The sequence below is a fragment of the Bradyrhizobium sp. Ce-3 genome, assembly GCF_022835695.1.
GTDB lineage: Bacteria > Pseudomonadota > Alphaproteobacteria > Rhizobiales > Xanthobacteraceae > Bradyrhizobium.
The window spans coordinates 239,483-258,559 of sequence record NZ_BQUV01000004.1 but is presented as its reverse complement, the minus strand read 5'-3'; the positions used below and the strand labels follow the sequence as shown (position 1 = coordinate 258,559).

Sequence of the window (19,077 nt, the reverse complement as noted above, 5' to 3'; positions counted from 1 at the left end):
TAGTATATAGCGTGAGGGAAGCAGCGATGGCCGGAGGCCTCGTCATGGAGCGGGAATTGGCGTCGCGCCACCAATGCGCGTGCTGCGCCGGTATCATCGATGGGATCATCGACGACGATGCGATCGGCCTCGATGCACGGATCGGCTTGTTTACGGATGCGTGTGCGTTCGTCTGCAACGAATGCACCGCGAGCCTGATCGCGGCCGCAGCACGGCGCCGGCAGGAGATGGTTCGGCGGAAATCGTAAGGTGGGATGTTTTCACCCCGTCATTGCGAGGAGCGCAAGCGACGAAGCAATCCATCTGTCCCGTGCGGAGAAATGGATTGCTTCGCTGCGCTCGCAATGACGGAGCCAGTGACTGATCTCAATCCGGGCTGAACGCATCATACACCAGCTTGCGGAAGGCCGGTGTGATGCGCTGGCGTTCGTTCTGGGTCTGCTCGAGCATGATGTAGATCATGTCGAGTTTCGGATCGATGCCGAAATAGGTGCCGCTGCCGCTGTCCCATTTCAACTCGCCGATCGAGCCGGGTGGCGGCGGCTTGGCGATGCCGGGATCGGTGCGCACCGCGATCCCGTAGCCGTAGCCAAAACCGTCGCCGGGGAAGTACCAATAGTCGCGGCCGACGCCGGAGCCCGGCCCGATATGGTCCGTCGTCATGGTCTTGAAGGCTGTGGGGCTCAGATAGCGCCTGCCGTCCAGCTCGCCGCCGTTGAGCAGCATCTGCGCGAAGCGCGCATAGTCGAGGATGGTCGACACCAGGCCGCCGCCGCCGGATTCCCATTCCGGATGCGCGCGCCGGTCGTTCTCGCCTTCGATCAGGATGGTGTCCGAGGGCAGCGGCTCGGCGAGCCGTGTCCGTTCGGTCTCGGCGTTGAGCACGTAGCTGGTGTCGTTCATCTTCAGGGGATCGAACAGGCGCTCCTTCTCGAACTGATAGAGCGTCTTGCCGGAGACGATCTCGATCACCCGGCCGAGCACGTCGGTGGAGTGACCGTAACGCCACATCGTGCCCGGCTGCCGCGACAGCGGCAGCTTGGCCAGCCGCGCGACGAACTCCTTGTTGTCGAATTGGCCGTCGAACAAATGTCCCGCGCGGTAGATTTTCTGGATCCAGTCGGCGCCGATATATTCGTAGGTGATGCCCGACGTGTGCCGCATGATATCTTCGATGGTCACGGGCCGGATCGGCGGCACCAGCTCGACCTTGGCCGGATCGTTGCCACCGTCCGGCTCGATGGCGACCTTCACGTCGGCGAAGGCGGGAATGTATTTCGACAGCGGGTCCTGCGGCGACAGCTTGCCTTCGTCGACCAGCATCATCGCGGCGGTGTTGGTGATCGGCTTGGTCATCGAATGCAGCGCGAACATGGTGTCCGGGCGCATCGGCGATTTGGTCGTGACGTCGCGATAGCCGAAGGTTTTCAGATAGACCGGCTTGCCGTGCTGCTGGATCAGAATGACCGCGCCCGGAATCTTTCCTGTCGCAACCTCGTTGTCGAAGAACGCGGTGATCCGTTCGAGCTTCTCCGGCGACGGGGCAGGGGCGTCGTTGGCGCGCGCCACGCCGGATATGACAAATCCAAGACACGCAATCGCGCTTGCCGCCCCGAGGAGCGTCCGCATGACAGGCCGCGCTGTCCGGTCATAGCTGCACGACATTGAGAAGCCCGCCCCTGCCTGATGCACTGAACGCCACGTTGTAGCGCAGGCGCCCCCGCACCATAATCATTTTCGAGCGAGTTTATTCCCTGACGATGGTCGAAATTCAGACAATTTGCGTGGCACCGACCGGCGTGCGCACGGCATTCGACAGCACCTGCAGCGCCTGGCTCAGCTCGGCGCGGTTGCGCGCGGCGCCGAGCGAGACGCGCAGGCCGCGCGGCGCGGCGTCGCCGGTCGCAAAGGCATCTTCGCCGACCACGGCGAGGCCGTTGCGCATCAGATGCGACAGCAGGTCGGTGCCGTCGAAATGTTTCGGCAGCGGCATCCAGAGATGATGGCTGGCCGGCCGCGCCGCGTAGGCGACGCCCTTGAGGAAGCGGGCCGCGAGCTGCTGCCGCGCGGCGGCCTCGTTGCGGATCGCGCGGATGATCTCAGTGGCGACGCCGGAGCGCAGCCATTGCGTCACCAGTGCGACCATCAGCGAGGGCGGCATCTGCATCGTCGCCTGCATGCCGGCGCGCATCCGCTGCTCGGCGCTCGCATCGGGCGCCAGCAGGTAGGCGACGCGCAAGGCCGGCGCGATGCATTTGGCGATACTCGCGGCGTAATAGGTGTGCCCGGGGATCAGGGTTGCGATCGGCGCCATCTGCGGCTCGAGCGGGCCGTAGACGTCGTCCTCGATGAGGACGCAGCCGCGCTTGCTGATGACATCGGCGATCGCCTTGCGCCTTGCCGCGCCCATCGTCGCCGTGGTCGGGTTCTGCTGCGTCGGAATCAGGTAGACCGCCTTCGGTCTGTGCTTGCGGCAGGCCTCGTCGAGTGCGTCGGGCCTCGCGCCCTCCGCGTCCATTGCAACGCCGACCAGGCGGACGTCGAGCCGCGCCGCCGCGGCCTTGATGCCGGGAAACGTCAATGCCTCCGTCAGCACCACGTCGCCGGGCGACGTCAGCGCCAGCAGGGCGTTGAAGATGATCGCCTGCGACCCCGGATAGATCACGATGCGCTCGGCCGACGCATTCGGCACGCGCGGTTGCAGCCATGCGGCGCCGGCCTCGCGCTCCTCGGTGGTACCGCCGGGACGCGTATAGCCGAGATAGGCCGAAAACCCTGCGGCAGAGCGGATGGTCTCCAGTCCCTGCGCGATGCGCAGGTCGAGATTGGCCTCGACCGGCTGCGGCGGCAGGTTCATCGACAGGTCGATGTTGACGGGCGCCGATAGCTCGGACGCCGCGCGTGCGGTGGTCTCCGAAACGAAAGTGCCCTGGCCGACGCGGGCATCAAGCAACCCGCGCCGCCGCGCCTCGCCATAGGCGCGCGTCACCGTGGTCAGGTCGATGTCGAGCGCGGTGGCCAGCGCGCGGTGGGTCGGCAGCCGCTGGCCTCGGATCAGCCGGCCGCTCGCGATATCGGCAGCCAGCGCATCGACGATGCGCAGGAACATCGGGCCGTGCCATTCCGAAACCGTAGGGATCCAATCCATGCAATTTGATGCTTTGTCTTTGATTGTATGCTCGTCAACGCATATTGTATGGATCATCACATCAGGTCAAGGACAACGACCAAGGACGACGACAATGACCGAGACGGTTTCCCTGCCAAAGGCGATGTTGCGCGGCTTCACCATGAAGTGCCCGAACTGCGGGCGCGGCCATCTCTTCGGCCGTTTCCTCAAGGTGGTGGATCATTGCGAGGTGTGCGGCGAGGACTTCACCCCGCAGCGCGCGGATGACTTTCCGGCCTATCTCGTCATCGTCGTGGTCGGCCACGTCGTGGTGCCGGCGCTGCTCTGGATGGAAATGACCTACGCGCCGCCGGCCTGGCTGCAACTGGCGATCTGGCTGCCGTTCACGCTGTTCAGCGCGCTCGGGTTGCTGCAGCCGACCAAGGGCGCAATCGTCGGATTGCAATGGCAACTCGGCATGGAGGGATTTGCGGCGACGCGGCGGGTGGCGGCGCCGGTGCGGGCGCGCAATGGCGTCGGCCGGACTCGCGAGGCCTGACGCGGGTTGAGGCCTCGTAGCCCGGATGGAGCGCAGCGAAATCCGGGTTCGTGCCGCAGGCAAGACCGTCCCGGATTGCGCTTCGCTGCATCCGGGCTACCGGTTCATCAAATCGGATGATGATGCGGCCGGAACATGCGGCCCTTTTCCGTCACCAGCACCACCGCAAGCGCGGCCAGCGTGCAGAGGAAGAAGCCGGTCGCGAACGGACCAAGCGTGCCGTCGTAATCCTGGCCGATCGTGGTGCCGACGCCGATCCCGAGCAGCGTCGTGATGGTGCCGTAGAGCGAGGAGGCGGTGCCGGCGATCTTGCCCTGCGGCTCCATCGCGAGCGCCGTGAAGTTCGCCATCATCAGCCCGAACGCGAACATCATCAGGCCGGCCAGCACCATGAACAGCGGCAGTGACAGCGTGTCGGTCTTCACCGCCAGCAGCAATGCGCCGGCGACCACGGCAAAACCGGTTAGCGCGGCGTGCGAGATCACCCGCATGCCGATGCGGCCGACGATGCGCGAATTGAGGAAGCCGGCGATCGCGACGCCGACCGCGCAGGCCGCGAAGGCGACCGGAAAGTAATGCCCGAGCTTGAAGACCTCGGTGAAGATCTGCTGCGACGAGAACACGAAGGCAAACAGCGCGCCCTGCACGCCGCCGGCGGCGAGCGCATAGCCGAGCGTGGTGCGGTTGGTGATGGTCTGGCGGAACGCAGACAGCACGTCCGGGATCGCCAGCGACTTGCGCAGTTCCAGCGGCAGCGTCTCCGGCATCCGCATCGCGCTCCAGGCCAGTGCGATCACGCCGTAGATCATCAAGAGCACGAAGATGCCGCGCCAATGCGTCAGCAGCATCACTGCCTGGCCGAATGACGGCGCGATCACTGGCACCGCGATGAACACCATCATGGCGAGCGACATCACGCTCGCCATCCGCCGTCCGGCGTAGCAGTCGCGCACGATCGAGGTCGCGATCACGCGCGTTGCCGCGGTGCCGAGCCCTTGCAGCGCGCGCGCCAGCAGCAGCGTCTCGAACGAGGGCGCCATGATCGCAAGCAGGCCGGCGATGGTGTAGACGGTCATGCCGCCGAGCAGCACCGGGCGGCGGCCGAAGCGGTCCGACAGCGGGCCCATCACGAACTGGCCGACGCCGAAGCCGACCAGGAAGATCGACAGCACCATCTGCGGGCGGTTGGCGTCGGCGATCTGGAATGCCGAGCGGATGTTCGGCAGTGCCGGCAGCATCATGTCCATCGCCAGCGGATTGAGCGCCATGATGGAGGCGATAACGACGACGAATTCCGGAAAGCCCATCGGGCGGTGGCCTGAGGACACCCAGGCATCGGCATTGATGTCAGACACTTAGCAACCTCTTGGGAATCCTCAGATCGTAACGATCTTGCTGCGATGCACAATCGTCGTTTCGGGATGGCTGCCCGCCGTTGGCGGTCGAGGTAACCTGGTCGGGAACCCGGTTGGGAACTTGGTCGGGGACTTGGGCCAAAAGCACAGTTCGCGGAAATATCGTTGCGACTGCAACGATTTTCTCGTGCTTGGCGAAAACCTCTGCTATTCCGATACCAGCACCCGTGCGGGACAGGCGCGTCGCCGCCGATCACGCCGCACGGACAAGAACGGGTTTGGGGAGGCCACATGTCCATCGAAATCTCCGCGCGCTCGCGCGGCGCTACGCTGTCGGAGGAGGAGCGCAAGGTCCTCACCGCAACGCTCGTCGGCACCACGATCGAATGGTACGACTTCTTCGTCTACGCCCAGGCCGCCGGCCTGGTGTTCGGTGCGCTGTTCTTTGCGCCGATGAACGCCAACAATCCGCTGCTGGCGCAGATCGTCTCGTTTGCGACGCTCGGCCTCTCCTTCCTGTTCCGTCCGCTCGGGGCCATCGTCTGCGGCCATCTCGGCGACCGCTTCGGCCGCAAGAACATGCTGGTCGTCACGCTGCTGCTGATGGGGGCGGCGACCGCGCTGGTCGGCCTGCTGCCGACCTATGCGCAGATCGGCGCCTGGGCGCCGGCACTGCTCATTCTGCTGCGCATCCTGCAGGGCTTCTCGGCCGGCGGCGAGTGGGGCGGCGCGGCGCTGATGGCGGTGGAATCGGCACCCGTCGACAAGCGCAGCTTCTTCGGCTCGTTTCCGCAGGTCGGCACCCCGCTCGGCATGATCCTCGCGACCGGCGTGCTGTGGGTGCTGACCACGACGCTCGGCAAGCAGGCGATGATCGAGTGGGGCTGGCGGATTCCGTTCCTGCTCTCGATCCTGCTGATCGTCGTCGGCATCGTGATCCGCCGCACGGTTGAAGAGTCGCCGGTGTTCAAGGCGATGCAGCGCCGGCACAAGGAATCCTCCGCGCCGCTGCGCGAACTCATGCGCAATCACAGCAAGGAGATCCTGCGCACCGCCTTGATCTTCATGGCCAACAATGCGGCCGGCTATATCCTGATCGCGTTCATCATCAGCTACGGCGCCAACACGCTGAAGATGCCGTCGGAGCAGTTGCTTTTGATCGGCACGCTGGCGGCGGTGAGCTGGTTCATCTTCACGCTGCTGGGCGGCATCCTCGGCGACAGAATCGGCCGCGTGCGCTGTTTCCAGATCGGCTACACATTGATGGTGCTGTGGGCGGTGCCGATGTGGTTCCTGATCGACAGCAAGAACCTGCTGCTGTTCTTCGTCAGCGCCGTCGGCCTCACCATCGCGCTCGGCCTGTCCTATGGCCCGCAGGCCGCGCTCTATGCCGAGCTGTTTCCGGCCAAGGTGCGCTACTCCGGCGTCTCGATCGGCTACGCGCTCGGCGCCATCTCCGGCGGCGCCTTCGCGCCGATGATCGCGCAATGGATCATCGGCAGCTACGGCCAGTCCTGGCGGGTCGGCGTCTATATCGCGGTGCTGTCGTTGATCTCGCTGATCACAGTGTCGACGATCAGGGATCCGCAGGGCGTCGATCTGAACGTGAAGGACGCGGGTACGTAGTTTGAGTAGGGCGGATTAGCCGCAAGGCGCAATCCGCCGCGGTCCTTGCTTCGCGGTGGATTACGCGGAGCCTGTCATCGGGCCGCCCTTCGGGCGGACCCGTTGGCTAATCCACCCTACGCAGCGGTGCACGCTCAGATGCGGGCGCCGCGATTGTAGCCGTCGACCAGCTGATTGTAGTCGCGCATCAGCCGGGGCGGCGATCCCTCCACCATCCAGCCCGCGCCGGCGTTGCTCAGCATCATCTTCTCTCCGGAGCTGTAGGGCACCTTGTCGCGCACGCGGCGCATCAGCTGCTTCGCCGTGGTGAGGAATGATTTGGCGCTGCCGATGAACATCGAGCCGAGCTTGACGTCGCCGTCCTTGCCCGATGCTTCCTCGGCTGCCTTCACCGTGGCCTCATATTCGCTGAGCGCCTGGGTGATCGCGTCGAGGTCGGGCTTGTCGGCCTGCTGCGCGCGGAGCACGCGCTTGGCCTGGATCATCAGCGCCTCGACATAATAGTGCGACTTGCGGCCTTCGCTCGCCTCGATCGCGGCCAGCTGCTCGGCGGCGCGCTTGTCATTGATCGACTCGACGCCGGCGCGCAGCGCCTTGTCGGCGCCGGCGAACGCATCCCATGCCGCGACCAGGCGCGGATGCAACGCCTTGCCCTTGGCCATCTTGTCGTCCTTGTAGTTCTCCTGGGTGTAATAGTCGTCCGCCTCCTTCAGCAGCGGCTCGAGCGTGGTGACCGCGGCAACGTAAGCATTCGCAGCCGCTTCAAGCCCGGCATCGTGCGGCTCCGCTGCATTGGCGGCCGCGACGTTCGTCTTGCAGTCGGACGTGTCGTAGATCGTGTAGGTGCCGTAGATGATCCGCTCCTTGCCGGTGGGGCCGCTCTTGGCGGCCCAGGAGAAGTAGCGTTCGCGGGATTCGTACGACCGCGATGAGAGACGATTGATGCAGCCGACATAGGCGTTCATCTTTTGCGTCAGTTGCGCGGTGGCTGGCGACGCAGGCGGGGCCTGCTGGGCGGCGGCCGGTTCGAGAGATGCAACGATCGCTGCAATCGCAAGAAAGCGGGTATTTCGCATCGGGAGTCTGCCCTCATCTCGGCCGGAAGTTGGCCACCCCAGCCAGGGAATATTGTGTGACGAGAGAAGGTGACGTCACACGAATCCGCCGAGGCTGCGCTGCAGACTATCGATAGACTTCAATGTCGGCTACGGGACAAAAGCCACTAGCGCCGGAGAGGCGATGACGGGCGCGCCTACTTGATTCCGAGCATCGCCTTCAGCTTCCTGACCGCGCTGTCGGGCGTCGTCAGCACCTCGCGGCCGGTCACCTCGGCGACGCGCTCGGCCGCCGGCGCCATGCTGTATTGCGCGAGCGCGATCAGGTCGCAGTCGCGCAGCTCCCTGGACGCTTCGACCACGATGCGGTCGTGCTCGGCGCGGTCGTCGCGATCGAGCGCCGCCAGCGCGCCCTCGGCGAGTTTTGGCACGAGCGTCACCGAGGATGGGAATTCGGGTGGCATCGACACCAGCGTCGGCGGGAAGGTGGAGAGCAGGCCGATCCGCTTGCCCTTCGCGACCGCCTGCTCGATCATCGCCTCGTTCGGCTTCAGCACCGGCATCGGCGCATGGGCGCGCGCCACCGCCTCGATGCAAGGCCCGAACGCCGAGCAGGTGAAGAGGATGCCGTCGGCGCCGGTGCTTGCCGCGTAGTTGCCCATGGTCAGAAACCGCTCGGTCATCCGCTCGGTCAGCTTGCCGTCGCGGGCGAGATCGGCCGACAGGCTGTCGTCGAGCAGGTTCATCAGCCGCGCCTCCGGCCAATGTTTCGCGAATGACGCCTCGATCGGCACGATCGAATGCTTCAGGGCGTGAATGAGGGTGATGCGCATGAACTGCTGCCGATTAATTTGCCTCTCCCCGCTCTTCGCGGGGAGAGGCGAAGAGCACTATTTGAACGGGATCGCGTACATCAAGCCGCCCTTGCTCCAGGTGGCGTTGAGGCCGCGCTCGAGCTTCAGGGGGCTCGCCTTGCCGACATTGCGCTCGAAGATCTCGCCGTAATTGCCGCCGGCCTTGATCGCCCCGACCAGCCATTTGTTGTCGAGGCCGAGCCGGCTGCCGAGATCGCCGGATGCGCCGAGCAGGCGCTGGACCGCCGGGACCTGCGACTTCGCCATCTCGTCGACATTGGCCTGGGTGACGCCGAGCTCTTCGGCTTCGACCAGGCCGTAGTGCAGCCAGGTGATGATGTCGCTCCAGACCTCGTCACCGTTGCGGGTGAACGGGCCGAGCGGCTCCTTGCTGATGGTCTGCGGCAGCACGACATAATCGTCGGCCTTCGGCGCCGCGGTTGCGACCGCGCCGGCAAGCGCGGAGGCGTCCTGGGTCATGGCATCGCAACGGCCGCCGAAGAAGGTCTGGTACATGGTGTCGGGGCGGTCGAACACCAGCGGCTTCCAGTCGATGCCGTTGGCGCGGCCGTAGTCGCCGAGCGTCACCTCATGCGTGGTGCCCTGGGCGACGCAGACGGTGGCGCCCTTGAGATCCTTCAGCTCCTTCACGCCGAGGTCCTTCTTCACCACAAAGCCCTGGCCGTCGTAGAAATTGACCGGACCCTGGCGCAGGCCGAGCGTGGTGCCGCGCAGATAGGTCTGCGTCGAGTTGCGGTAGAGCACGTCGATCTCGCCGGACTGCAGCGCGGTGAAGCGGTTCTGCGCGGTCAGCGCGACGTAGCGGACCTTGGCGGGATCGCCGAGGATGCCGGCGGCGAGCGCGCGGCAATAGTCGACGTCGAGGCCCTTAAAGTTGCCCTGCGAGTCCGGCGCCGAGAAGCCGGCGAAGCCGGTCGAGACGCCGCACACCAGCGTGCCGCGCTGCTTGACGGTGTCGAGCGTCGCCGCGCTTGCGCCGGCGATGCCGGCAGCGAGAACGGTTGCAGTGATGATACCCCTCAGCATGTCTTCCTCCTCCTAATGACCAACATCTTTCAATGCGCTGTCGACCGCCGTGCCGAGCCTTTCGACGATCATGTCGATGTCGCCGGACGTTGCGATATAGGGCGGGGCGAGCAGCACATGATCGCCGCGCTGGCCGTCGGCGGTGCCGCCCGACGGATAGCAGCCGAGGCCGCCGGCGAACGCCGCCGACTTGATGCGCTGGTGCAGCTTCAGCTTGGGATCGAACGGCTGCCGCGTGCCGCGGTCGGCGACCAGCTCGATCCCCCAGAACAGGCCGCGGCCCCTGATGTCGCCGACATGGCGGTGATTGCCGAAGCGCTCGATCAGCCGCTGCTCGAGCTGCCGGCCGCGTTCCTTGACCTGGTCGAGCAGTCTCTCCTCGGCGATCGTCTTCTGCACTTCGAGCGCGGCGGCGCAGGCGAGCGGATGCGCCAGATAAGTGTGGCCGTGCTGGAACGCACCGGAGCCGTTGCGCACGGTGTCGACGATGGCACCGCTCGCGAGCATCGCGCCGATCGGCTGATAGCCGCCACCAAGCCCCTTGGCGATCGCCTGGATGTCGGGCGAGATACCTTCCTGCTCCCACGCATGCAGCGTGCCGGTGCGGCCCATGCCGCACATCACCTCGTCGAGGATCAGCAGCGCACCGTGGCGGCTGCAGATCTCGCGCACCGCCTTGAAGTAACCTTCCGGTGCCGGCACGCAGCCGGCGGTGGCGCCCACCACGGGCTCGGCGATGAAGGCCGCAACGGTGTCGGGGCCGAGCCGCTGGAATTCGGCTTCCAGCTCGGCGGCGAGGCGGGCCACGAACGCCGCCTCCGATTCATCGTCGCGCTTCTCGTGATAGGCAAAAGCGGGGGTGACGTGGCTGAACGACGGCGACAACAGCGGCGCGTAGGGCTCGCGGCGCCAGGCGTTGCCGCCGGCCGACAGCGCGCCCAGCGTGTTGCCGTGATAGCTCTGGCGGCGGGCGATGAAGCGCGCGCGCTTCGGCTCGCCGCGCTCGATGAAATATTGCCGCGCCAGCTTGATCGAGGCCTCGATCGCCTCCGAGCCGCCGCTGACGAAATAGACATAGCCGAGCCCGCCGGGCTCGTGGCCGACCAGCCGCTCGGCGAGCTCTTCCGCCGGCTCCGACGAGAAGAATCCGGTATGCGCATAGGCGATCTTCGAGGCCTGCCTGGCGATCGCGGCCAGGATGCGCGGATGCTGATGGCCGAGGCACGACACCGCGGCGCCGCCGGAGGAATCGAGAATGCGGTGGCCATCCTCCGCGATCAGCCAGACGCCGTCCCCGCCGATGGCCTTGGGCGGGGTTTCGCGCAGGCTGCGATGCATCACGCGGCTCTTGTTGGCGGCCATGATACTTATCCTTTCTCGGCAAAATATTGCGACATCTCGGCAAGCCGGCCCTCGGTCTCCTCCAGCTTGCGCTTGGCGCCCGCGCCGCCCAGCGTGAAGGCGACGGCGGCGAGCGACTGCGCCACGGCAATCGCGCCGGTGAGGCTCGGGAAGAAGCCGGGCGAGGCGGCGGCCTCGAACAGCAAGAGGTGATCGGCGCCCTCGGCCATCGGCGCGCTGATCGTGTCGGCGATCGCGATCAGCGTGGCGCGCGCCTGGTGCGCCGCGCGCGCGGTCTCGACGCTGACGAGGGTGTAGGGCGCAAAGCCGATCACGACCACGGCGTCGTCGGCACGGAAGGCGCCGTGGTCGAGATCGAACGGGCCGGAACCGCCGACCAGCTGCACCGCGTCGGGACGGAACAGCCGCAGCTGGTAGGTCAGCAGTTCCGCGACGCTGCGGCAGCTGCGAAAGCCCGTGATCCAGATCCGGTTTGCAGCGTGCAGCGCACGCGCGGCGTCGGCGATCGCACTCGCGGAAATCCGCGCGAGCCCCGCGGCTTCGGCTTCCAGCTTGTCGTGCACCAGCTTGACGTCGGCATTCGGCCCGGCGCGGCGGCTCTTGGCGCGGCCGGAGAACGGCGAGCCTTGCGCCGGCCGGCGCGCCTCGGTGAGTGCGGCGCGCAATTCGTCCCAGCCGGAATAGCCGAGCGCCTTGGCAAGACGGGTGAAGGAGGCAGGATCGGCGCCGGCGACCGCGGCGAGCTCGCGCATCGAGCGGGTGGTGGCGTCGTAATCATTGGCTGCGACAAACCGACCGACCTCCTGCAACCGCATTGGCAGCGACGGCAATGCGCTGCACAATTCGTTGAGGGGCGATGGTTTCGGCTGAGCCTGGGCCATGAAACATATGTTGCACGAATATCAATTTGGTGCAACATATGAAGTGCGCAGCCCCGAATACGCGCTTGCGCATGGCAGAAGATCGCTTCTCACCGGGATCCTTGTGCTGTGACGACATCGACGCCGAAACGCCCTCCGTCTCGTCCCTGGCGGCTTTCGCTCAGCGACCCCCGCGTCGCCGGCCTGTTCTGGCAGGTCCTGGTGGTCGGCATCGCGGTCGCCGTCGTCGCCTTCCTGTGGTCGAACGCGCTGCATAATCTCTCGGTGCGGCGCATCTCGACCGGCTTCGCCTTCCTCGGCCGTGAAGCCGGCATGCCGATCGCCGACAGCTGGATCGACTACACGCCGAAGGACACTTATCTCCGCGCCTTCATCGTCGGCATCGTCAATACGCTGCGCGTCGCCGTGATCGGCATCGTGCTGGCGACCGTGATCGGCACGCTGGTCGGCATCGCGCGGCTGTCGTCGAACTGGCTGCTGGCGCGGCTCGCCGCCGTCTATGTCGAGGTGCTGCGCGACCTGCCGCTCTTGCTGCAGCTGCTGTTCTGGTACGTGCTGATGCAAGGCCTGCCGGCGGCGCGCCAGGCGTTCAAGCCGGTCGAGGGCGTCTATCTGTCCAATCGCGGTCTGATCCTGCCGTCGGTGCCGCTGCACGAGGCGAACTGGTGGACCATCCTTGCGCTGGTTGCCGGCGCGATCGTCTTCACTTTCGTCAGGCGCCGCCTGATCGCGCAGCAGATGCGCGACGGCAAAACGCGGCCGGCCTGGCCTTACGCGCTCGGCCTCGTCGTCGCGCTGCCGGTGCTGGTGTCGTTCCTCTTGGGCGCGAGCTGGAGCATCATGCTGCCGGAGCTGCGCGGCTTCAACTTCGTCGGCGGCCTGACGCTGGCGCCGGAATATTTCGCGCTGCTGATCGCGCTCGTCACCTATACCTCGGCGTTCATCGCCGAGATCGTGCGCAGCGGCATCCAGGCGGTGCCGCGCGGGCAATCGGAAGCAGCCAAGGCGCTCGGCCTGAAGCGCGGCTTCGTACTGCAGCACATCGTGCTGCCGCAGGCGCTGCGGGTCATCATCCCGCCGATGACCAGCCAGTATCTGAACCTGACCAAGAATTCCTCGCTCGCGGTCGCGGTCGGCTACCAGGACATCGTCTCGATCGCCAACACCACGCTGAACCAGACCGGGCAGGCGATCGAGTCGATCGCGCTGATCATGATGGTGTTCCTCACCATCAGCCTCGGCATCAGCCTGTTCATGAACTGGTACAATGCGCGGATCGCGCTGGTGGAGCGCTGACATGAGCTCGGTCGCCCACCTGCCGCAAGATCCGTTGCCGATCGGCCCGCGGCCCGCACCACGGGCGCTCGGCGGCCATTTCACCGCCTGGGTGCGTGCCAATTTGTTTGCGTCGATCCCGTCCGGCATCATGACCTTGCTGATGCTGGTCCTGCTCGGCAAGGCCTGCATCGCGTTCTGGCAATGGGGCATCGCCAACGCGATCTGGATCGTCTCCGGCAATGACAGCAGCGCCTGCCGCGCGCTGCGCGGCATCGGCGCCTGCTGGGCGGTCGTGCCCGAGAAGTACCGCTTCATCCTGTTCGGCACCTATCCGTTCGACGAGCAGTGGCGGCCGGCGCTCGCGGTTCTGATCTTCATCGCGCTGTTCGTGGTGTCGAGCCGCCGCAGCTTCTGGCGCAAGGAGTTGTTCCTGCTATGGGCCGCGGCGCTGATCGTGATCGGCTGCCTGATGTGGGGCGGCTTTCTTGGCCTGTCCTTTGTCACCCAGGATCGTTGGGGCGGGCTGCCGGTGACCTTGATCCTGGCGACCTTCGGGCTCGCGTTTGGCTTTCCGCTCGGCATTCTCGTTGCGCTTGGCCGCCGCTCGAAGCTGCCGGCGATCCGATCGCTCTGCGTGCTCTATGTCGAACTGATCCGCGGCGTGCCGCTGATCAGCCTGTTGTTCATGGCGAGCGTGATGTTCCCGTTGTTCATGCCCGACGGTGTCAACATCGATAAACTGTTGCGCGCGCAGATCGCCTTCATCCTCTATGCCGGCGCCTACCTCGCCGAAGTCGTGCGCGGCGGCCTGCAGGCGGTGCCGCGCGGACAGTATGAGGCCGCCGATGCGCTCGGGCTGTCATACTGGGAGAAGCACGCGCTGATCGTGCTGCCGCAGGCGATCCGCCACGTCATCCCGCCGCTGGTCAACACCTTCATCGCCTTCTTCAAGGACACCAGCCTGGTGTTGATCATCGGCATCTTCGACCTCTTGACGACCGCCAAGACCGCGATCGTCGATCCGGCCTGGCAGTCCTTCAGCGTCGAGGTCTACGTCTTCGTCGGCGTGATCTACTTCGTGTTCTGCTTTGCGATGTCGCGCTATAGCCGCAGCCTCGAGGCGCAGCGCACGCAAGGCTGAGCGATCCGGATTCTCCGTCGCTTGCTTCACTCACATGCATCCGCAGCCGCCTGCTTTGATTTTTGCAACGGCCTGTTCTGGCCTTAAGGATGTGGCAACCAAGACTTGGCCGGTGATTGGCGCAGAGCGCGGCTGGCACAGAGTGCACTTGGCGCAGCTCCACCTTTAATTTATCTTGAGTCATTGGTTCGCGAGTGTGCGCGATGACAGAAATCATTGTTCGTCTGGGCATTGTCCTGTTTGGATTGAGCCCGACCGCCATAGCTGCCGCTGCTTTGTTGATATGAACGCATGATGCGCGCCCGACAGGGCTTTATTTCTGATTTTTGCTGTACGCCAATGGCCGAAGACAACGCCGTCCATCCGGAGAGCACCGGAAGCCAGGTCCACGATGTCTTGCAGGCGTTTTCGGCTGACGAGCTTCGTCAACTCCTGGCAGAGATCGAGCGGTTCGTGAGCGTTGAAGCCGCGCCTCGCCGATCCGGACTGCGGCTGGCGGGAGGCACGTACGTCAACGAGTCCATCGCGCGCGCAAACCTTGATCGCCACCTCGATCCGCTCAAGCGCCCGCACGTTCCAGCCGACATGAGATCGATGCCCAGCGAGCGGTTGCTTGAGCAAGACAGCAGCCGCGGCCGCCGAAGCGAGCAAGTTGCGTTTGCCGAAAGCAAGGCGGCAACCTGCCGGGCTTGGGCCGATCGTCAACGGTATCTGGCGTCGTCGTTTGCCCCCGGATCGGTTGATCGCGAACTGGCCGAAGGTCTGCTAGCCAATCTCGAAGCGCTCGCGCAGTTCATTGACGGGTTCTGTCGCCGGATGCGCGTCACGGCCAACCAGTAGCGAGCCTTAAAACCGACCGGTTGGGGCCACCGGAGGCTTGCAGAGCTGTCCCGGTCTATTTATGATCATAAAATGGATAAATCGGCTCTTCCGTCCCTGGACCCCTCCCGGCGCGCCTCGATCAAGCGCAAGCGCTCGGATGCGGTCGCCGACCTGATCCGCAGCCACATCTTCCAGGCCGGGTTGCGGCCGAACGACCGGTTGCCGCAGGAGGGCGAGCTGATCGAGATGTTCGGGTGCAGCCGCTCGACCATCCGCGAGGCGCTCAAATCATTGGAGGTGCAGGGGCTGGTGCAGAACACCACGGGTCCCGGCGGGGGCGCGCGGGTGGCGCCGGTATCGATCAACCGGATCGTCGGCCTGCTCAGCAACTACTTCTATTTCCAGTCGATCTCGACCGCGCAGATCTACCAGATCCGCCGCCTGATCGAGCCGGAGCTCGCCTTCAGCGTGGTCGGCCACCTCACGCCTGAGCATTTCGCGGCGCTCGACAAGGCGATCGCGGTTCAGGAGCATCATCCCGGCGGCGACGCGGACTGGGAGCACCACCGCCACGCCGAGATCGATTTCCACGACATCCTGATCGAGGCCTGTCCCAATCCGCTGCTCGGCCTGGTCGCCCGCTTCGTCAACGAGGCGATCCGCCATCTGATCGGCAAGCTCGGCGTGCAGGAATTCGCGTCCAGCTTCACCTGCGAGAACATCGAGTTTCACAAGCGTCTGATGGCCGCGTTCCGCTCCGGCAACGCGGCGCGCGCAAAGCGCGTGATGCTCGACCATGTGCTGAGCGCCGAAGCGGTGGTCGTCCCCGCGGAGGACCGGCGCATGGATCTGCCCGTCTTTCACCAGCCGTTGCGGCTCGACTGAACCGCATCGGCCGGCTGTTGCATACGCGTTGGAGGAAACAACAATGGTCACGCGGCGCGAGAATGAGTTGTGGAGCTGGTCGGCCGTCGATCTGGCGCGGGCGATCGCGACGCGCGCGATTTCGAGCCGGGAAGCCGTGCGGTCCAGCCTCGACCGTATCGCCGAGGTCAATCCGGCATTGAACGCCATCGTCGCTGTCCTCGCCGACGAAGCGCTGGCTGCGGCAGATAGCGCGGACGCTGCGGTGAAATCAGGTGCGGAGCTTGGCGCGCTGCACGGCGTGCCGGTCACGATCAAGGTCAATGTCGACCAGCGCGGCCAAGCCACCACCAACGGCGTCGTCGCCTTCCGCGACGTCATCGCCACCGAGGACAGCCCGGTGGTCGCGAATTTTCGCAAGGCGGGCGCGGTGATTGTCGGGCGCACCAACACGCCGGCGTTCTCGCACCGCTGGTTCACCAACAACGACCTGCACGGCGCGACCTATAATCCGTGGGGCCGGCGGCTGACGCCGGGCGGCTCCAGCGGCGGCGCCGCATCGGCGGTCGCTTCCGGAATGGGCGCGATCGCACACGGCAATGATTTCGGCGGCTCGATCCGCTATCCGGCCTATGCCTGCGGCGTCGCCGGCCTGCGTCCGACGCCGGGACGAATTCCCTCCTTCAATCCGTCGGCAACGACCGATCGTCCGATCACGGCGCAAATGATGTCGGTGCAGGGGCCGCTCGCGCGCTCGGTCGCCGATCTGCGCGCCGGTCTCGCTGCCATGGCGCAGCCGGATGCGCGTGACGGCACGTGGCTGCCGGTGCCCTTGCAAGGCGGGCCGCTCAAGCGTCCGGTCGGCGTTGCCATTGCGCCTGCGCCGTTCGGCGACGAGGCGCCGGAAGTCAGCGCGGCGGTGCGTGCCGCCGGACGCTGGCTCGCTGAGGCCGGCTTTGCCGTGGAGGAGACCACACCACCGCGGCTCGCCGAGGCTGCCGATCTCTGGCATCGCCTCGTCATCAACGAGGAGCGGCGCGTGCTGGCGCCGATGATCCGCAAGTTCGGCGACGATCGGAGCCGCTACAATCTGGACTGCCATATTGCGTATGCGCCCGAGCTCGACGGCGATCAGGTGCTGGCCTGCTTCGAGCAGCGGCTTTCGATCGTGCGGGCCTGGCAGCTGTTCCAGGAGCGCTGCCCGGTCATCATCCTGCCGGTTTCGGCGCAACTGCCGTTCCGCTTCGATCAGGATCAGGAAGACGCTGATGTGGTGCGTGCGCTGCTCGACGCGCAGCGGCCGCTGCTCGCGGTGCCCGCGCTCGGCTTTCCGTCGGTCGTGGTGCCGACCGGGACCGCCGGTGGCGTGCCGGTCGGCGTGCAGGTGATCGCCGGCCGCTTCCGCGAGGACGTCTGTCTCGCCGTCGCCGAGGTGATCGAGGCGCGCGCCGCGACGCTGACGCCGATCGACCCGCGCGACTGAACCAACAACAAAGCGCTCAACATAACCGGGAGAACAACGTGACGAATGCACCGATCTGGCAATGGTCCGCCGTCGAGACGGCAGCGGCGATCAAGAAAAGCGAAGTGAGCTCGGAGCAGGTGGTTCGCGCCCATCTCGACCGCATGAAGGCGGCCAACCCGGCGCTCAACGCCGTCGTCGTCGATCTCGGCGCATCGGCGATGCACGCCGCCAAGGCCGCCGATGCAGCGCTGGCGGCGAGCAAGGGGAAGGGCGGTGAGGTTGGGCCGCTGCACGGCGTGCCGGTCACGATCAAGATCAACATCGACGTCGAGGGCCAGGCCAATTCCAACGGCGTGGTCGCGTTCAAGGACAATATCGCGCCGGGCGACTCGCCGGTGACGGCCAATCTGAAGAAGGCCGGCGCTGTCATCATCGGCCTGACCAACACGCCGGAATTCTCGCTGCGCGGCTTCACTGACAACCCGCTGCACGGCTTGACGCGCAATCCCTGGAATGCCGAGGTGACCTGCGGCGGATCTTCCGGCGGCGCCGGCGCGTCGATCGCGGCCGGCATCGGCACCATCGCGCATGGCAACGACATCGGCGGCTCGCTGCGCTGGCCGGCGCATTGCAACGGCATCGCCACCATCAAGCCGACCCAGGGCCGGATTCCCGCGTTCAATCCCAGCGCCACGGCGGAGCGGCCGCTGATGGCGCAGTTCATGTCGTCGCAGGGACCGCTGGCGCGCCACGTCGCTGACGTGCGCCTCGGCCTCGAGGTGATGGCGCAGCGCGATCCGCGCGATCCCTGGTATGTGCCGGCGCCGTTGCAGGGGCCGAAGCCTGCCGCGCCGGTCAAGGTCGCGCTCGCAAAGATCCCCGAGGACATGACGGCCGATCGCGGCGTGATCGCGCTCCAGCGCAAGGCGGCGGATCATCTGGCCGATGCCGGCTATGCCGTCAACGAGGTCGAGGTGCCCGATCTCAACAAGGTCTGGCAGCTCTGGTGCGACCTGATCATGACCGAGACCCGCATCCTGCTGCAGGACCAGATGCTGGCGACCTCCAGCGCCGACTTCCAGAAGACGTTCCATGGCTTCATGGCGCTGGCCAATCAGCTGGATCAGGCCGGCTACATGAAGGCGATCGCCGAGCGCTCGCGCCACATCAGGAACTGGATGACGTTCCTCGAACAGTATCCTCTGGTGCTGATGCCGACCTCGGTGCGCAAGACGCCGGAGGTCAATGCCGATCTCGGTGGCGACCAGCGCGTGAAGGATTTGTTCTGGAACGATCTACGCTTCATCTCGTCGATGAATGTGCTGGGGCTTCCGGCGGCCGTGGTGCCGGTCGGGTTGCATGAGGGCTTGCCGGTCGGTGTCCAGATCGTCGGCTCGCGCTATCGCGAGGACATGTGTCTCGATGCCGCCGAGGCGATCGAGCGCAAGGTGGGCATTCTGGTCAGGCAATTGTGGGAGCGGCGCTGAGGCGGTCTCGACGCCATCTCGTATTGGACATCGTATGACGCCGCGGCGAATTCTCGTCGCGGCGTTCGCATGATCGGCGTCCCCGTGTGTCGTCGCACCGGCCGCGTTCCTCCTCCCGGAATTTTGGTTCGGAATCGCAGGGCGCCATGCCGGCGCCGGGGTTGCCGGTGAT

Annotated in this window: 17 protein-coding genes; 9 read left to right on the top strand and 8 right to left on the bottom strand. The window is 65.8% G+C overall.

What is annotated here, in order from left to right:
- The first annotated feature begins 26 nt into the window (after nucleotides 1-26).
- Nucleotides 27-248, top strand: coding sequence for a hypothetical protein (locus tag BRSPCE3_RS15840; protein WP_244066777.1), 222 nt, complete (start codon nucleotides 27-29; stop codon nucleotides 246-248).
- 118 nt (nucleotides 249-366) lie between these two features.
- Here the strand turns inward: BRSPCE3_RS15840 and BRSPCE3_RS15835 are convergent, their stop codons facing one another.
- A complete protein-coding gene (locus tag BRSPCE3_RS15835) occupies nucleotides 367-1,629 on the bottom strand; it encodes a serine hydrolase (protein ID WP_244066776.1) in 1,263 nt (420 codons plus the stop codon).
- 142 nt (nucleotides 1,630-1,771) lie between these two features.
- On the bottom strand, nucleotides 1,772-3,148 hold the full coding sequence (locus BRSPCE3_RS15830) for a PLP-dependent aminotransferase family protein (RefSeq protein WP_244066775.1): 1,377 nt from the start codon (nucleotides 3,146-3,148) through the stop codon (nucleotides 1,772-1,774).
- Between the two features lie 94 nt (nucleotides 3,149-3,242).
- Between BRSPCE3_RS15830 and BRSPCE3_RS15825 the strand changes: the two genes are divergently transcribed.
- A complete protein-coding gene (locus BRSPCE3_RS15825; RefSeq protein WP_244066774.1) occupies nucleotides 3,243-3,668 on the top strand; it encodes a DUF983 domain-containing protein in 426 nt (141 codons plus the stop codon).
- Between the two features lie 107 nt (nucleotides 3,669-3,775).
- Here the strand turns inward: BRSPCE3_RS15825 and BRSPCE3_RS15820 are convergent, their stop codons facing one another.
- Nucleotides 3,776-4,975 carry a multidrug effflux MFS transporter gene (locus tag BRSPCE3_RS15820; RefSeq protein ID WP_375709919.1) on the bottom strand — a complete coding sequence of 400 codons (1,200 nt, stop codon included), beginning with the start codon at nucleotides 4,973-4,975 and terminating at the stop codon, nucleotides 3,776-3,778.
- 339 nt (nucleotides 4,976-5,314) lie between these two features.
- Here BRSPCE3_RS15820 and BRSPCE3_RS15815 point away from each other — a divergent pair, with 339 nt between their 5' ends.
- Nucleotides 5,315-6,649 (top strand): MFS transporter, encoded by a 1,335-nt coding sequence (locus tag BRSPCE3_RS15815; RefSeq protein WP_244066772.1) that lies wholly within the window; start codon nucleotides 5,315-5,317, stop codon nucleotides 6,647-6,649.
- A gap of 134 nt (nucleotides 6,650-6,783) precedes the next feature.
- On the opposite strand, the gene BRSPCE3_RS15810 is transcribed toward BRSPCE3_RS15815, so the two are convergent.
- The 5 genes from BRSPCE3_RS15810 to BRSPCE3_RS15790 all read right to left on the bottom strand — a co-directional run bounded on the left by BRSPCE3_RS15810 (nucleotide 6,784) and on the right by BRSPCE3_RS15790 (nucleotide 11,848).
- Nucleotides 6,784-7,725 (bottom strand): YiiG family protein, encoded by a 942-nt coding sequence (locus BRSPCE3_RS15810; RefSeq protein ID WP_244066771.1) that lies wholly within the window; start codon nucleotides 7,723-7,725, stop codon nucleotides 6,784-6,786.
- A 176-nt stretch (nucleotides 7,726-7,901) separates the two neighbouring features.
- The gene (locus BRSPCE3_RS15805; protein WP_244066770.1) at nucleotides 7,902-8,537 is read right to left on the bottom strand and encodes an aspartate/glutamate racemase family protein; all 636 of its coding nucleotides are present in this window, start codon (nucleotides 8,535-8,537) and stop codon (nucleotides 7,902-7,904) included.
- A gap of 57 nt (nucleotides 8,538-8,594) precedes the next feature.
- Nucleotides 8,595-9,605, bottom strand: a complete 1,011-nt coding sequence (locus tag BRSPCE3_RS15800) for an amino acid ABC transporter substrate-binding protein (protein ID WP_244066769.1) — start codon at nucleotides 9,603-9,605, stop codon at nucleotides 8,595-8,597.
- 12 nt (nucleotides 9,606-9,617) lie between these two features.
- Entirely contained in the window at nucleotides 9,618-10,967 is a 1,350-nt protein-coding gene (locus BRSPCE3_RS15795) for an aspartate aminotransferase family protein (RefSeq protein ID WP_244066768.1), read from the bottom strand.
- 5 nt (nucleotides 10,968-10,972) lie between these two features.
- Nucleotides 10,973-11,848 (bottom strand): MurR/RpiR family transcriptional regulator, encoded by an 876-nt coding sequence (locus BRSPCE3_RS15790; RefSeq protein WP_244066767.1) that lies wholly within the window; start codon nucleotides 11,846-11,848, stop codon nucleotides 10,973-10,975.
- A 108-nt stretch (nucleotides 11,849-11,956) separates the two neighbouring features.
- On the opposite strand from BRSPCE3_RS15790, the gene BRSPCE3_RS15785 reads away from it, so the two are divergent.
- From BRSPCE3_RS15785 to BRSPCE3_RS15760, 6 genes are all read left to right on the top strand, one after another.
- Nucleotides 11,957-13,144: an amino acid ABC transporter permease gene (locus BRSPCE3_RS15785; protein ID WP_375709916.1), complete on the top strand. Its 1,188-nt coding sequence runs from the start codon at nucleotides 11,957-11,959 to the stop codon at nucleotides 13,142-13,144.
- A 1-nt stretch (nucleotide 13,145) separates the two neighbouring features.
- On the top strand, nucleotides 13,146-14,267 hold the full coding sequence (locus tag BRSPCE3_RS15780) for an amino acid ABC transporter permease (RefSeq protein ID WP_244066766.1): 1,122 nt from the start codon (nucleotides 13,146-13,148) through the stop codon (nucleotides 14,265-14,267).
- A gap of 294 nt (nucleotides 14,268-14,561) precedes the next feature.
- Nucleotides 14,562-15,107, top strand: a complete 546-nt coding sequence (locus tag BRSPCE3_RS15775; RefSeq protein WP_244066765.1) for a hypothetical protein — start codon at nucleotides 14,562-14,564, stop codon at nucleotides 15,105-15,107.
- Between the two features lie 72 nt (nucleotides 15,108-15,179).
- Nucleotides 15,180-15,974, top strand: coding sequence for a FadR/GntR family transcriptional regulator (locus BRSPCE3_RS15770; protein ID WP_244066764.1), 795 nt, complete (start codon nucleotides 15,180-15,182; stop codon nucleotides 15,972-15,974).
- A 43-nt stretch (nucleotides 15,975-16,017) separates the two neighbouring features.
- Entirely contained in the window at nucleotides 16,018-17,436 is a 1,419-nt protein-coding gene (locus BRSPCE3_RS15765) for an amidase family protein (RefSeq protein ID WP_244066763.1), read from the top strand.
- A 38-nt stretch (nucleotides 17,437-17,474) separates the two neighbouring features.
- The gene (locus BRSPCE3_RS15760; RefSeq protein ID WP_244066762.1) at nucleotides 17,475-18,905 is read left to right on the top strand and encodes an amidase family protein; all 1,431 of its coding nucleotides are present in this window, start codon (nucleotides 17,475-17,477) and stop codon (nucleotides 18,903-18,905) included.
- The last annotated feature ends 172 nt before the right edge of the window (nucleotides 18,906-19,077 follow it).